At 68.4% G+C, this 14,209-nt stretch carries 13 protein-coding genes; 10 read left to right on the top strand and 3 right to left on the bottom strand.

Annotated features, from left to right (window positions below; genetic code table 11):
- Positions 1-18: 18 nt before the first annotated feature.
- Genes E6C70_RS04975 through E6C70_RS04965 form a run of 3 tightly spaced genes read left to right on the top strand, consistent with a single transcriptional unit; the run spans position 19 to position 3,137 of the window.
- Entirely contained in the window at positions 19-963 is a 945-nt protein-coding gene (locus E6C70_RS04975; protein ID WP_136422791.1) for an ROK family glucokinase, read from the top strand.
- A gap of 39 nt (positions 964-1,002) precedes the next feature.
- Positions 1,003-1,692 carry a lysophospholipid acyltransferase family protein gene (locus E6C70_RS04970; protein WP_136422789.1) on the top strand — a complete coding sequence of 230 codons (690 nt, stop codon included), beginning with the start codon at positions 1,003-1,005 and terminating at the stop codon, positions 1,690-1,692.
- A gap of 56 nt (positions 1,693-1,748) precedes the next feature.
- Positions 1,749-3,137: a class II 3-deoxy-7-phosphoheptulonate synthase gene (locus E6C70_RS04965; protein ID WP_136422788.1), complete on the top strand. Its 1,389-nt coding sequence runs from the start codon at positions 1,749-1,751 to the stop codon at positions 3,135-3,137.
- Positions 3,138-3,424: 287 nt separating this feature from the next.
- On the opposite strand, the gene pknB is transcribed toward E6C70_RS04965, so the two are convergent.
- Positions 3,425-5,326 (bottom strand): Stk1 family PASTA domain-containing Ser/Thr kinase, encoded by a 1,902-nt coding sequence (gene pknB / locus E6C70_RS04960; protein ID WP_136422786.1) that lies wholly within the window; start codon positions 5,324-5,326, stop codon positions 3,425-3,427.
- Positions 5,327-5,407: 81 nt separating this feature from the next.
- Positions 5,408-6,346 (bottom strand): LysM peptidoglycan-binding domain-containing protein, encoded by a 939-nt coding sequence (locus E6C70_RS04955; protein WP_136422784.1) that lies wholly within the window; start codon positions 6,344-6,346, stop codon positions 5,408-5,410.
- 168 nt (positions 6,347-6,514) lie between these two features.
- Here E6C70_RS04955 and E6C70_RS16975 point away from each other — a divergent pair, with 168 nt between their 5' ends.
- Complete coding sequence (locus E6C70_RS16975) at positions 6,515-6,850, top strand: Rv2175c family DNA-binding protein (protein WP_328590808.1); 336 nt, start codon at positions 6,515-6,517, stop codon at positions 6,848-6,850.
- A gap of 56 nt (positions 6,851-6,906) precedes the next feature.
- Here E6C70_RS16975 and E6C70_RS04945 read toward each other — a convergent pair whose 3' ends face one another.
- Complete coding sequence (locus tag E6C70_RS04945) at positions 6,907-8,028, bottom strand: polyprenyl synthetase family protein (RefSeq protein WP_136422782.1); 1,122 nt, start codon at positions 8,026-8,028, stop codon at positions 6,907-6,909.
- 76 nt (positions 8,029-8,104) lie between these two features.
- On the opposite strand from E6C70_RS04945, the gene E6C70_RS04940 reads away from it, so the two are divergent.
- The 6 genes from E6C70_RS04940 to E6C70_RS04915 all read left to right on the top strand — a co-directional run bounded on the left by E6C70_RS04940 (position 8,105) and on the right by E6C70_RS04915 (position 14,209).
- The gene (locus E6C70_RS04940) at positions 8,105-8,479 is read left to right on the top strand and encodes an SCO2097 family morphological protein (protein WP_136422780.1); all 375 of its coding nucleotides are present in this window, start codon (positions 8,105-8,107) and stop codon (positions 8,477-8,479) included.
- Between the two features lie 239 nt (positions 8,480-8,718).
- A complete protein-coding gene (gene mraZ / locus E6C70_RS04935) occupies positions 8,719-9,150 on the top strand; it encodes a division/cell wall cluster transcriptional repressor MraZ (protein WP_136423757.1) in 432 nt (143 codons plus the stop codon).
- A gap of 97 nt (positions 9,151-9,247) precedes the next feature.
- On the top strand, positions 9,248-10,201 hold the full coding sequence (gene rsmH / locus E6C70_RS04930; RefSeq protein WP_136422778.1) for a 16S rRNA (cytosine(1402)-N(4))-methyltransferase RsmH: 954 nt from the start codon (positions 9,248-9,250) through the stop codon (positions 10,199-10,201).
- Entirely contained in the window at positions 10,198-10,842 is a 645-nt protein-coding gene (ftsL, locus tag E6C70_RS04925; protein WP_136422776.1) for a cell division protein FtsL, read from the top strand. The genes rsmH and ftsL overlap by 4 nt, the downstream gene beginning before the upstream one ends.
- A gap of 45 nt (positions 10,843-10,887) precedes the next feature.
- Entirely contained in the window at positions 10,888-12,654 is a 1,767-nt protein-coding gene (locus E6C70_RS04920; protein WP_136422774.1) for a peptidoglycan D,D-transpeptidase FtsI family protein, read from the top strand.
- A 13-nt stretch (positions 12,655-12,667) separates the two neighbouring features.
- Positions 12,668-14,209: a Mur ligase family protein gene (locus tag E6C70_RS04915; protein ID WP_136422772.1), complete on the top strand. Its 1,542-nt coding sequence runs from the start codon at positions 12,668-12,670 to the stop codon at positions 14,207-14,209.

The following is a 14,209-nucleotide window of genomic DNA, read 5'->3' as shown; positions in this document are numbered from 1 at the left end:
TTCGAAAGGCCAGCTATCGTGCACGCAATCGGCATCGACATCGGCGGCACGAAGATCGCAGGAGGGCTCGTCGACGAGTTCGGCACCATCGTCGCAGCCGAGCGGGTTCCGACGCCGCAGGAGCCGGCCGAACTGCTCGATGCCATCGTCGGCATGATCACCTCGCTCAGCGACGGAGAGCAGGTCGTCGCCGCTGGCGTCGCGGCCCCCGGCTTCATCGACGCCGCACAGTCCACCGTCTACTACACGCCGAACATCAACTGGCGCAACGAGCCGCTCCGCGCCCGGCTCGAGGCGCGCATCGATCTCCCGGTGTTCATCGACAATGACGCGAACGCCGCCGGCTGGGCGGAGTTCCGCTATGGGGCGGGTCGCCTGTACAGCGACATGGTCACACTCACGATCGGCACCGGCGTCGGCGGCGCCATCGTGGTGCGGGACACACTCCTGCGTGGGGGCTTCGGCGCCGGCGCGGAGATCGGCCACATGCGGGTGGTTCCCGGTGGACTGCCGTGCGGATGCGGAGCGCACGGCTGCATCGAGCAGTACGGGTCGGGCCGTGCCCTTCTGCGCTATGCCAACGAACTCGCGGATGCGGCCGGCATCGGCCAGAGCCTGGCCGAGGCGCGCCGGCGCACGGGGAAGCTGACCGGCGACGACGTCGGACGACTCATCGCGGAGGAGGACCCCGGTGCGCTCGCCGCCCTCCGCACGCTCGGCCGGTGGCTCGGTGAGGCATCCGCCAGCCTGTCTGCCGTCCTGGACCCGCAGGTGTTCGTCTTCGGTGGCGGGGTGGCCGCCGCCGGTGACGCGCTGCTCGAGCCCATCCGAGCGGCCTACCTGGAGAACCTCCCGGCTCGCGGCTACCACCCCGAACCCGACTTCCTCATCGCCGAACTGTTCAACGACGCCGGCGTCGTCGGCGCGGCGGACCTCGCCCGTCTCGGTGTCGGCGCCGCCTGAGCCTGCCACTAGGCTGAGGCGGGCGTCGAAGGAGTCGGCATGTTCTATTGGGTGATGAAGCACATCGTGGTCGGCCCACTCGTGCTCAGCATCTTCCGCCCGTGGATCGTCGGCATGGAGAAGGTACCCGATCGTGGTGCCGTGATCATGGCGAGCAACCACCTCTCGTTCATCGACTCGATCTTCCTTCCGCTCGTGATGAAGCGGCGCATGGTCTTCCTCGCCAAGAGCGAGTACTTCACGGGGAAGGGCCTCAAGGGCTGGGCGACGCGGGTGTTCATGAACGCCGCCGGCCAGTTGCCCATCGACCGCTCGGGAGGTAAGGCATCCGAGGCATCCCTCATCACGGGATTGAAGGTGCTGGGGGAGGGATCCGTCCTCGGCATCTATCCCGAGGGGACGAGGAGCCCTGACGGGCGGCTGTACCGCGGGCGCACGGGTGTTGCTCGGATGGTGCTCGAGGCGGGCGTCCCGATCATCCCGGTGGCGATGATCGACACCGAGAAGGTCATGCCGATCGGCAAGCGGGTGCCGAAGGTGCGTCGGGTGGGAATGGTGTTCGGCGACCCGCTGGACTTCTCGCGTTTCGAGGGCCTCGAGTCCGATCGGTTCGTGTTGCGCAGTGTGACGGACGAGATCATGTATGAACTCGACCGGCTGAGCGGGCAGGAATACGTCGACATGTACGCCAGTTCTGTGAAGGAGAGGCGCGCCGCCCTTTCGCGGTAGGCTGTCGCCCACGTGTGCCGCCGTGCTTTCCGCGCGTCGACACGACCGATCGCAGAATGAGGAAGACCCCCGTGGAAGACCCCGCCGAGCCCGTCGTGCACGCTGACAAGTCGGTCATCGAGGGTCTCGACCACTGGCGCGGACTTCCCATCAAGCAGCAGCCCGCGTGGCCGGACGCCGAAGCGGCCGCGGCCGCATCAGCCCAGATCGCCACGCTCCCTCCGCTGGTGTTCGCGGGCGAGGTCGACAACCTCCGGGAGCGTCTCGCCGCTGCGGCCGATGGACGGGCCTTCCTGCTGCAGGGCGGTGACTGCGCGGAGACCTTCGCCGGAGCGACGGCCGATCAGATCCGCAACCGCGTCAAGACGCTCCTCCAGATGGCGGTGGTGCTGACCTACGGCGCATCCGTTCCCGTGGTCAAGATGGGCCGGATGGCCGGCCAGTTCGCCAAGCCGCGTTCGAGCGACTTCGAGAAGCGCGGGGACGTGACGCTTCCCGCCTACCGCGGCGACATCGTGAACGGCTACGACTTCACGCCGCAGGCCAGAACGCCCGACCCCTCGAGACTCGTCCAGGGCTACCACACGGCGGCATCGACACTGAACCTCATCCGTGCCTTCACCCAGGGCGGATTCGCCGACCTGCGCCAGGTGCACAGCTGGAACAGGGGCTTCGCCGCCAACCCGGCCAACCAGCGCTACGAGGGTCTGGCCCGAGAGATCGACCGGGCTGTTCGGTTCATGGAGGCGGCGGGGGCCGACTTCGACGAGCTCAAGCGGGTCGAGTTCTACACGGCCCACGAGGGTCTGCTGATGGACTACGAGCGCCCGATGACGCGCATCGACTCGCGCACCGGAACGCCGTACAACACCTCGGCGCACTTCGTCTGGATCGGCGAGCGAACCCGGGACCTCGATGGCGCGCACGTCGACTTCCTCTCCCGCGTGCGCAACCCGATCGGCGTCAAGCTCGGTCCGTCGACGAGCGTCGACGACATGCTCGCGCTCATCGACAAGCTCGACCCGAACCGCGAGCCCGGGCGACTCACCTTCATCACGCGGATGGGCGCCGGACGGGTGCGCGACGCGCTGCCGCCGCTACTCGAAGCCGTCAAGGCCAGCGACGCCCGCCCGCTGTGGGTCTCCGACCCCATGCACGGCAACGGCCTCACGACGCCGACCGGCTATAAGACGCGTCGGTTCGAGGATGTCGTCGATGAGGTCAAGGGATTCTTCGAGGCGCACCGGGCGGCCGGAACGCACCCCGGCGGCATCCACGTCGAACTCACCGGCGACGACGTGACCGAGTGCCTCGGCGGGTCGGAGCACATCGACGAGGCGGACCTCGCGACGCGGTACGAGTCGCTCTGCGACCCGCGCCTGAACCACATGCAGTCGCTCGAGCTCGCGTTCCTGGTGGCCGAGGAGCTCTCCGACCGCACCTGAGCGCCCGCTGCGCGCCGTGGCGCGATTGCGGATGCGCGTTATGGCACTTCTGCTCTGGCGGATGCGCGTTATGGCACTTCTGCTCTGGCGGATGCGCGTTATGGCACCGTTGCTTGCACTGCGACCGCGGATGCGCACTGCACATGCGCGTTGTGGCACCGCTGCCGCCCGGTATGCGCGTTATGACACGTTTCCGGCGCTCCGATTGCGGATGCGCGTTATGGCACTTCTGCTCTGGCGGATGCGCGTTATGGCACCGTTGCTGAGCGGCGCGCCGGCGCTCCGGGTCAGTTGTAGTTCGCGGTGACCGTGCTGCCGCGCTTCAGCTGCGCGCCCGCCGCGGGCTTCTGATTGTTGACCGTGACGATGTCGCGGAACAGCTCGGGCACGTTCGTGTCGAAGGCGAAGCCGGCGTCGGTGATGATCTTCGCTGCCTGATTGATCGTCTTGCCGCTGACATCGGGCACCGCGACCAGGTCGACGCCCTTCGACGGCACGATCGTGATGGGGTCGCCCAGCTTGACCGGGTCGGTGGACGTCTTCGCGCTGATCACCGTGTCCTTCGGGACGGTGTCGCTGAACTCGCCGTCGCCGACGGTCGGTGCCAAGCCCGCAGCGGTCAGGGTCGCCGTCGCGTCGTCGATGCTTTTGCCCGCGACATCCGGAATCGCCCCGGCCGAGACCACGAGCGTGATGGCGCCCTTCTCCGGATACTGCGCCGGCAGGGCGTTCCCATCGGCGCCGAGAGCGGCCAGCACCACGCCGGCCGCCTGGTCGGAGAACTGCTTCGAGGACTCACCCGCGACCGTGAACCGCGCCAGCGCGGTGCGCGCATCCGTCTCCTGGCTGCCGACGACCGTCGGGACATCGAGGATCGCCGGACCCAGCGAGAGGAAGAGCGTGACCGTCGAGCCACGTCCCGCGGAGGCACCGGCGGCCGGGTCGGTGCCGGATGCTGCGCCCTGCGGGACGACGGGATCGTTGCGCTGGTCGAGCTTGACCGTGAACCCCGCGTCCTCGAGGGCCTTCTTCGCGTCGGCCTGACCGACCCCGACGACGCTCGGAACCGTCGTGAACGACCCGGGTCCGGCGCCGAAGTACCACCCCGTCGCTCCGGCCATCGACGCGACGATGAGTAACAGCGCGATCCACCAGTACCCGCGTCTGCCCCGTGTGCGCGCCACCGTCGCGAGGGTCGTGGTCGCGTCGGGTGCGACGGGTCCCGTGCGGTGCCGGCCGGGAGCGGCGATGACCTGGGTCGCTCCGCCGGTATCGGCGGGCGATGCCTCGATGGATGGCAGCACCATCGTGGGCTGCAGTCCTTCAGCCGCGGCTGCTGCGGGGTCGCGCACGAGCTTCTCGACGTCGGTGAGGCGCTCGAACATGACGCGCGCGTCACGGGGCCGCGCTTCGGGATCGCGAGCGGTCGCCCAGATCACGAGGTCATCGAGTTCGTGGGGGACGCTCGGAACGACGGCGCTGGGCCGGGGGACTTGGTCGTTGGCGTGCTGGTAGGCGATCTGCATGGGCGCCTCGCCGACGAAGGGCTGCACTCCGGCGAGCATCTCGTACATCATGATGCCGAGCGCGTAGATGTCGCTGCGGGCGTCGGCGACTCCGCGCGTGACGAGCTCGGGGGAGAGGTACGCGATGGTTCCGAGCAGGGCCTGCCCGGTCGCCGTGTTCGCGCTCGCCGCCCGAGCAAGGCCGAAGTCGCCCAGCTTGATGCGCCCGTCATCGGCGAGCAGCACGTTCTCGGGCTTGACGTCGCGATGCACGATCCCGGCCTTGTGCGCGGCCGCGAGTCCCGCGAGCACAGCCGAGAGGATGTCGATCGTCTGCTCGGGCGTCAGCCGCCCGTAGTCCTTCAGCAGGTCCCGGAGCGTGATGCCGGGCAGATACTCCATGACCAGGTAGGCCATGTCGGAGTCCTGACCCTGGTCGAAGACGTTGACGACATTCGGATGCGCCAGCCGAGCGGCCGATCGAGCCTCCTGCACGAAGCGACTCTTGAAGGTGTTGTCATCGGCCAGGTGCCCGTGCATGATCTTGATAGCCACGCGACGCTCGAGCCTCAGATCGGTGGCAAGGTACACCGTCGCCATGCCGCCCCGGGCGATCCGCGAGCGCACCTGATACCGGCCGTCGATGAGACGGCCCAGCATCGGGTCGGTGGGCGTAATCGTCACCTGCGCGATTCTACGGATCGCAGGTGTCTTCTCCCCGCTAAAACACCGTGCACGCGGGCATTCGAGGCCTATCCGTGATGCTCAGCCGAGCTCGGACAGCCACTGGCGGGCGGAGGTCTCCCATGCCGCATAGGCGTCGGGGTGCGCCGAGATCTGCACGGCTTGAGCCGCCTGCGTGACGGTCATCGATTCCCACCCCGGGATGTCCAGCAGTCCGCGTGTGAGAGTGCCGTTGGGGTTCGCGGGCCCCCCGAAGAACGCATCGGTCGCCCGTACGGGGTCCATCACCTGCTCGGGCGTTCCCCATCCCGTGCTGGGGCGCTGTTGGAAGAGTCCGAGCGAGTCGGCGTCGCCGTAGTCGACGTTGCGCAATCGCGATTCCTGCGCCGCAGCGGCCAGCGCGATCACGAGGCCCTGGTCGCTCACGCCGAGCGAGCGACCGATCCGGATGATCGTGGCTGCGTTCGCGCGCATCTCGTCGGACAGCGGGATGACGGCGGCCGGATCGACCGCCGCCAGGGGTTGGGAGTCGGCGACGGGGACGACCGGAGCCGGGACGGGCGCCGGAGCCGGGGCGGGAGCAGCGGATGCTGTCGTCGCGGGGAACACCAGCTGCTGGCCGGGGTAGATGATGCTCGACCAAGTGAGTCCGTTGGCGTCGAGCAGGGCCTGCACCCCGACGCCTGCGCTCGATGCGATCGCGCTGACCGTGTCGCCGGAGACGACGACGTGTGCGGCGGCCGCCGGCGCGGGTGCGGCGGGAACGGGCGGCGGAGCCGGTGCCGCTTCGGGTGTCGGGGGAGGGCTGTCTGCCGGGAGCAGGCGGAGTACCTGGCCGGGGAAGATGAGGCTCGACCGTTCCAAGCCGTTGAGCGTCAGGACGTCGTCGGTGGTGAGGCCGAAGCGATCGGCGATCGCGCTCACGGAGTCCCCGTCGACGACGGTGTATTCCGGGGCGGCGGGAGAGGGGACGACCGTCACGGCCAGTGCTCCGGCTATCGCCATCGTGGTGAGCGTCATGCGCGGGTCCTCCGTAGCATCCCGGGGCGATGCATAGATGAGCGGATGTCAATTACCGGTACAGATGTTACACACGTTACTCATGTGACTCGAGCCGACGACGGCGAATTCTTTCTTCGAGAGGGCACGCGGTTGGATACGGTCTCGGCGGCATGGCACGCTGTAGAGGTGACCGACTCCGACCGCTCGTGGCTGACCGTTCCCGATCTCGTCGACATGCTGGGCGTCGGGCCCAGCCGTGTGCGCCGCCTCATCGAAGACCGCCACCTGCTCGCCGTCCGGCGGGACGGGGTGCTGCAGGTGCCAGCCGATTTCCTGCGCGACGACGAGCCGCTGCACGAACTCCGCGGCACCCTCATCGTGCTCGGCGACGCCGGCTTCGATGACGATGAGGCGATGGCCTGGTTGCTGGAGACGGACGACGCCTTGGAGGCTGCCCCGATCGACGCGCTGCGCAACGGCCGCAAGGCCGAGGTCCGCCGCGTCGCCCAAGCTCTCGCCTGAGGCCTGAGGCCTGAGGCCTGAGGCCTGAGGCCCGAGGCAAGGCTGGGGCCTGACGGTCACGCCGCGCGGCGGGTGACCGTCTCGGCGAGTGCCGTCAGTTCGCGTCGCGCCGTCCGCGTGAGCGGCGCATCCGTCAGCGCGGTGATCGCCCGGACGACATTTCGGGCGATGAGAGCCTCGACCTCGTCCACCGCTCCACTCTCGCGGATGGTCGACTGCAGCAGTCGGATCTGCTCGTCGTCCAGGTCGGGGTCGCCGAGCAGTTCGTCGAGCAACCGGCGCGCGCCGGTCGGCAGCTGCTCGCGGGCCAAGGCGATGAGCATCGTGCGCTTGCCCTCGCGCAGGTCGTCCCCGCTGGGCTTGCCGGTCACCTGCTCGTCGCCGAACACCCCGAGCAGGTCGTCGCGCAACTGGAACGCGATGCCCAGCGGGAGCCCGAACGAGCGCAGCGCACTCAGCTGGGCATCCGTTCCGCCGGCCATCGCCGCGCCGATGACGAGCGGGGCGAGCACGCTGTACTTCGCCGACTTGTAGACGATCACATTCTCGGCCCGCTCGCGGAACTCGGACTCGTCCCGCGTCGGCCACGCTCGCTCCTCGAGGATGTCCAGGTACTGCCCGGCGGTCACCTCGGTGCGCATGCGATTGAACTCGCCGCGGGCACGGCGGGCGGCGGCGCGATCCGCGAGCTCGTCGAGGGCGTCATCGAGCAGTTCGTCGCTCCATCCGAGGAGCAGGTCGCCGTGCAGGATCGCCGTGGAGCGCCCGAAGTCGGCTCCGTCGCCTGCCCACCCTGATGATCGGTGCAGGCTCTGGAACAGGCGGTGCGCAGAGGGCGATCCCCGCCGCGTGTCCGAGTTGTCGATGATGTCGTCGTGGACGAGCGCTGCGGCGTGGAACACCTCGAGAGCGGAGGCCGCGCCGACCACCGCGGTCGACGGCCGGGAGTCCTCGTCATCCGCGAACGGATCGAAGCCATCCGGCTCGCCAGAGGCCGCCTGCCACCCCCAGTAGCAGAACAGGGCGCGGTAGCGCTTGCCACCGCTGAGAAACCGCCGTGAGATATCGACCAGCGGATCGAGTTCCTCACTGACGGAGGTGAGAATTGATGCACGATCCGTCACGAACCCAGCGATGCGCTCGTGGACGAGATCAACCAGTCGAGTGCTTTCCGCCACGCGCCTAGCCTAGCTATCGCGGGGGAGATAGACTTTCGGATGTATCTCGCCTGGTCCCGAGTGCGAAGGGAATCAGATGCCGCTTTCAGAGCAGGAGCAGCGCCTCCTCGATGAGATGGAGCGCGGTCTCTATCACAACGATGCCGATTTCGTCGCGCACGTGGGTGGCCGACGAGGTCGCCCCAACTATCGAGCGATCGTCATCGGTGTCCTCATCGCGATCGCGGGAGTCGGTGCACTCATAGCCGGGGTCGCCATTCAGGTGCTCGTGCTGGGCATTGGCGGGTTCGTGTTGATGTTCGCCGGGGTGATGGTCGCGATTGCGCCGTCGAAGCGTTCGGCTGCTCCAGAGGAGCTCCCCACCACCTCTGCGCCGAAGGCGGGTGGCTCCAAACAGGGCTTCATGGACAGACTCAACCAGCGTTGGGACGATCGGCAGGAAGGCCAGTAGGTCTCCCTTCCGCTCCACCCCGTAGGGCCGATCACTGATCGGCCCTTTTTTCATGCCCGGATCCGGCTCATGGGGTGTCATATTGCTCCATTTCCCTCCACAGCGTTGGTCCCCGTGATTCCGGGCGTCTACCACCCCACTTCGGGAATCCACCGGTCAATGTCGGTACCAAGTGGTACGTAGTGGAGTAAAGTGGAGCCACACCGCAACCTTGGCCGGAAAAGTGGGGGGTGAGATCCGTGTTCCTCGGTACCTATGCGCCGAAGCTCGACGAGAAGGGTCGCGTCATCCTCCCCGCCAAGTTCCGTGACGAACTGTCCACCGGCATCGTCATGACCCGCGGGCAGGAGCACTGCCTGTACGTCTTCTCGGCCCGCGAGTTCGAGGACCTCCACGACAAGATCCGGCAGGCGCCGGTGACCAGCAAGCAGGCGCGGGACTACCTGCGCGTCTTCCTCTCCGGAGCCAGCAGCGAGACACCGGACAAGCAGAATCGCGTCGGCATCCCTGCGAACCTCCGCGCCTACGCCGGTCTCGAACGCGACCTCACGGTCATCGGAGCGGGCAGTCGCGTCGAGATCTGGGACTCCTCCGCGTGGGAGACCTACCTCACGGAGCAGGAAGCCACCTTCGCGAACACGACGGAGGAGGTGATTCCGGGCCTCTTCTAGCTCCTTCGCCGTGACTCCCAGCCGGCCATGCTGACGCACTTCCCCGGCGCCAGACGAGACCGGATGGGGATCACGACGCAGGATCAGCCCGAACTCCATGGAGATCGACCGCATCCACACCCCCGTCATGCTCGAGCGCACCATCGCGCTGCTCGCGCCCGCCATCGACCGACCCGGCGCGGTGCTGGTCGATGCCACCCTCGGCATGGGCGGCCACACCGAAGCACTGCTCGCTCGATTCCCCGAGCTCACGGTCATCGGCCTCGACCGCGACCTCGATGCCCTGGGCATCGCCCGAGAGCGGCTGGCACCGTTCGGCGACCGGGCGCGGTTCGTCCACACCGTGTACGACGGAATCCTCGACGCGGTCGACTCGGAAGGATTCGACGAGGTCGACGCCGTGTTGTTCGACCTCGGCGTCTCATCGCTGCAGCTCGATCGGGTCGAGCGCGGGTTCTCCTACTCCAAGGACGCGCCCCTGGACATGCGGATGGACGCCACGAGCGAGCTGACCGCCGAACGTGTTCTCGCCGAGTACTCGGAGAACGACCTCCGCCGCATCTTCCACGAGTACGGCGAGGAGAAGCTCGCGGCGCGCTACGCTCGCGCCATCGTGCGATCGCGCGATGCGGCGCCGTTCACGCGGTCGGCCCAGCTGGTCAAGGTCATATCGGATGCCACGCCCGTCGCGATCCAGCGCACCGGGCACCCCGCCAAGCGCGTCTTCCAGGCCATCCGCATCGAGGTCAATCAAGAACTCGCCGTGCTCGAGCGTGCCGTCCCCGATTCCCTCGACGCGCTGCGCGTCGGAGGCCGCATCGTCGTGCTCGCCTACCAGTCGCTCGAGGACCGCATCGTCAAGCACGCTCTCGCGGCTGCCTCGAGCTCCACCGCGCCCGCCGGCCTGCCGGTCGAGTTGCCCGAGCACAAGCCGCTGTTCCGGCTACTCGTGCGCGGGGCGGAACTGGCCAGCGACGACGAGAAGGCGGCCAACCCCCGAGCGACACCGGTGCGCCTGCGTGCCGCGGAACGAATGAGGAGCGCGTCATGAGCGACAGCCTGGCCCGCGCGCCCTACGTTCCGGTCTGGAGTTCCAGCGCGATCCCCGCGGCCGCCCCCGAGCCACCGGCACCCGCGCCCGCGCCGCGCATCCGAATCGCTCCTGCCCCGTCGCCGCGCGCGACCCGGCGCACCCGGCCGCGCATGTTCTACGCCATCACGGCGTGCGCGGGCATCGCGGTGATCTTCATCGTCAAGCTCCTGCTCAGCGTCGCGATCTCGGAGGGGGCTTACGAGACCGCGACTCTCGAGACAGCCAACAAGAACCTCACTCGGGCCGCGCAGACGGCGACCGAGAGCCTGGACCGGGTGCGATCCCCGCAGTACCTCGCCGCCAACGCCGCGGCCCTCGGCATGGTGAGCAACACGCATCCGGTCTACCTGCGCCTCTCCGACGGGGCCGTGCTCGGTCAGCCGCAGCGTGCGGACGGTTCCGGAGCGTCATCCGGGGCGCTGGTGCCGAACTCGCTCGTCACCGGGGCGCCACTGGTGACCCAGCAGCCGGCTCCCGGCGCCGCGCCGGCACCCACCGCGGCCGGGGCGACGGATACGGCTGCCGCGGCGACCGCAGCGACGCCCGACCCCGCAGCACCGCCGGAACCCACCGCGCTTCCGACCCCGGTCACGCACTGATCGATCATCGAGCATCAGCCCCAGCATCACCCCCGAGAGGATCCGATGAACCAGCGCACCACCCGCAGGCGATCGGTCTTCGCCATGATCGCCCTGCTCGCCCTCATCGGGGTGTTCGTCGTGCGTCTGGTGGACATCCAGGTCGTGCGCGCCGACGAGCTCAACGCCAAGTCCCTTCAAGCGCGCTCGACGACCTCGCAGATCCTCGGCACCCGTGGACAGATCGTCGACGCCAACGGCGAGGTGCTCGCCCAGAGCGTGCTGCGCTGGGACATCGCCCTCTCGCCGAAGAAGGCCGGGGAGTTCGAGCGCGACGGCGTGACGATCCCCCTGAAGCAGACCGAGGCGGAGCTCGGCGCCCTCGTCGGACTCTCGGGTGACGCGGTGGCGAAGATCATCTCCGACGCCCTCGCGGCCGACCCCAAGTCGGACTTCGCCTACGTGGTCAAGGGCGTCGACGCGGCGACCCTCGAGAAGATCGACAAGCTCGGCATCCCGTGGGTCGTTCCTCAGCGCATCGCGAGCCGCACCTACCCGGACGGGGCTGTTGCCGGCAACCTCATCGGGTTCGTCGGCTCCGATGGCAAGGCGCAGGCCGGGCTGGAGAGGTCTCAGCAGAAGTGCCTCGCTGCGAAGGACGGCGAGGAGAGCTACCAGACCGACGCCGTCGACGGGGTGGCCATCCCCGGCAGCACCGTGCAGAAGGCCTCGGCGAAGGACGGCGGAACCCTCAAGCTCACCATCGACTCCGACCTGCAGTTCTCGGTGCAGCAGATCCTCGCAGCGCAGGCCCAGGCCACCGGCGCAGCGTGGGGAACGGTGGTCGTGCAGGAGGTCAAGACCGGCAAGCTCGTCGCCGTGGCCGACTACCCCACGGTCGACCCCAACAACGTCAACGGAACCGCCGACGCCGATCGCGGCTCGCGCGCCTTCCAGGCCTCCTACGAGCCCGGATCGACCTTCAAGGCGCTGACGGCGGCAAGCGCCATGGACGCAGGAGTGGCCAACCCCCTCAGCCAGGTCGTCGCGCCCTACCGCATCATCTTCCCCAACGGCGCGAACATCAACGACTCCGAGCGGCACGGCGATGAGGACCTCACCCTCACGGGCGTGCTCATCGAGTCCTCGAACACCGGCATGTCGCAGATCGGCGCCCTCATGACGGATGACCAGCGCTACGACTACTACAAGAAGTTCGGACTCGGTGCGACCAGCGAGGTGGGATTCCCCGCGGAGGACACCGGCATCCTGCACAAGCCGGGGACGGATGCCTGGGACAACCAGACCAAGTACGCGACCATGTTCGGTCAGGGTCTGACCACGACCGCCGTGCAGATGGCGAGCGTCTACCAGACCATCGCGAACGGAGGCGTCCGGATGCCCGTCCAGCTGGTGGAGGGCTGCACCGCCCCCGACGGAACCGTCTCGCATGTACCGTCAACGCAGGGTACCCGAGTGGTCTCCGCCGCCGCTGCCAAGAGCGATTCCGACATCCTCGAGATGGTCTACCAGAAGGCCTGGCTGTCCAAGATCTGGAACATCCCGGGCTACCGCATCGCGTCCAAGACGGGTACGGCGCAGATGCCGGACGGCAACGGCGGATACTCGCACGGCTACCTCGTCTCGGTCGCCGGCTTCGCCCCGGCGGACGATCCGCAGTACGTCGTTTCGGTAAGCTTGGCTGACCCGGTGAACAACAACACCTCTGCAGCATCCGCCCCCATCTTCCGGGACGTGATGAGCCAGGTGCTCAAGAAGTACCGGGTCGTACCATCCGGCGCTCCTGCGCCCGATCTGCCAGCAGACTGGTGAGAAAGAGAGCCACGTGACAGACGGAAGGGCGTCCCTCCGCCCTCAGCATCCCGTGGCTCGTGCCCTCTCCGGACTGGTCGACGCCTTCGAGTTCGACACGGTCGGCGACATCGACGGCGTCGAGCTCACGGGTGTCAGCCTCAACTCGCGCACGGTCCAGCCCGGTGACCTCTATGTCGGTGTGCCGGGACGCCACTCGCACGGCGCCTCGTTCTCCGAAGGCGCCCGGGATGCCGGTGCCGTCGCCGTCCTCACCGACGAAGCGGGTGCGAGCGTCGCGGCCGAATCGGGCCTGCCCGTCCTCGTGACGCCGGATGCCCGGGCCGCGCTCGGGGACGTCGCCGCCTGGATCCACCGTACCGACGAGAATCCCGCCACGCTGTTCGCGGTAACCGGCACCAACGGCAAGACGAGCGTCATCTACCTGCTCTACGGCATCCTCGGTCAGCTCGGCGTCGTCGCCGGCCTGACCACCACGGCGGAGCGGCGCATCGGCGACGAAGCGGTCACGAGCTCGCTCACCACTCCGGAGGCCAGCGAACTACACGCCCTCCTCGCCCGCATGAGGGAAGCGGAGGTGCGGGCGGTCGGCGTCGAGGTGTCCGCCCAGGCGCTCAGCAGGCACCGTGTCGACGGACTCGTGTTCGACGTCGCCGGTTTCACCAACCTCAGCCACGACCACTTCGACGACTACGCCGATTTCGAGGAGTACTTCCAGGCCAAGCTCGAGCTCTTCCAGCCCGATCGCTCCAGACGCGGTGTCGTCACGGTCGACTCCGACTGGGGTCGTCGCATCGCCGATTCCTCCCGTATCCCCGTCAGCACCCTCACCTCGAGCGAGGAGGTCGCGGCCGACTGGACCATGCGGGTCGTCGAGGAGTCGTCCGACGAGACCGTCTTCAGCCTCGAGGGACCGGACGGACGATCGCTCACCACCAGCGTTCCCCTGCTGGGCTGGTACATGGCGGCTAACGCCGCCCTGGCCATCGCCATGCTGGTCGAGTCGGGTTACGACCTCGACGCGATCGCCCACGTGCTCGAGCGCGACGGCGGCATCCGCGCCTACATCCCTGGCCGCGCGGAGCAGATCGCCGGCGAGAGCGGGCCGCGCGTCTACATCGACTACGGTCACAGTCCCGACGCCTTCCTCAACACGCTCGCCGCCATCCGCAAGACCACGTCTGGACGCATCATCATGGTGTTCGGCGCCGACGGCGACCGCGACACCACGAAGCGGCACGACATGGGCGCCATCGCCGCGCGCGGGGCGGATGCGGTGGTCATCACCGACTTCCACCCTCGCTTCGAGGACCCGGCCGCGATCCGCGCCGCCCTGCTGGCCGGTGCCCGCGAAGCCCGCCCAGACGGCGAGTTCCACGAGATCGCCGACCCGCGTGCGGCCTTCCGGGCCGCCCTCGCCCTTGCCGACGATGGCGACGCCGTGCTCTACGCCGGACCCGGCCACGAGGACTACCACGAGGTGGCCGGCGAGAAGCTGCCGTACTCCGCGCGCGACGACGCCCGCCTCGCCCTCCAGGAAGCCGGGTGGCTCTGA

Source organism: Orlajensenia flava (assembly GCF_004801905.1).
Lineage (GTDB): Bacteria > Actinomycetota > Actinomycetes > Actinomycetales > Microbacteriaceae > Orlajensenia > Orlajensenia flava.
The sequence above is the reverse complement of the archived record's forward strand: the minus strand, read 5'-3'. Positions and strand labels throughout refer to the sequence as shown.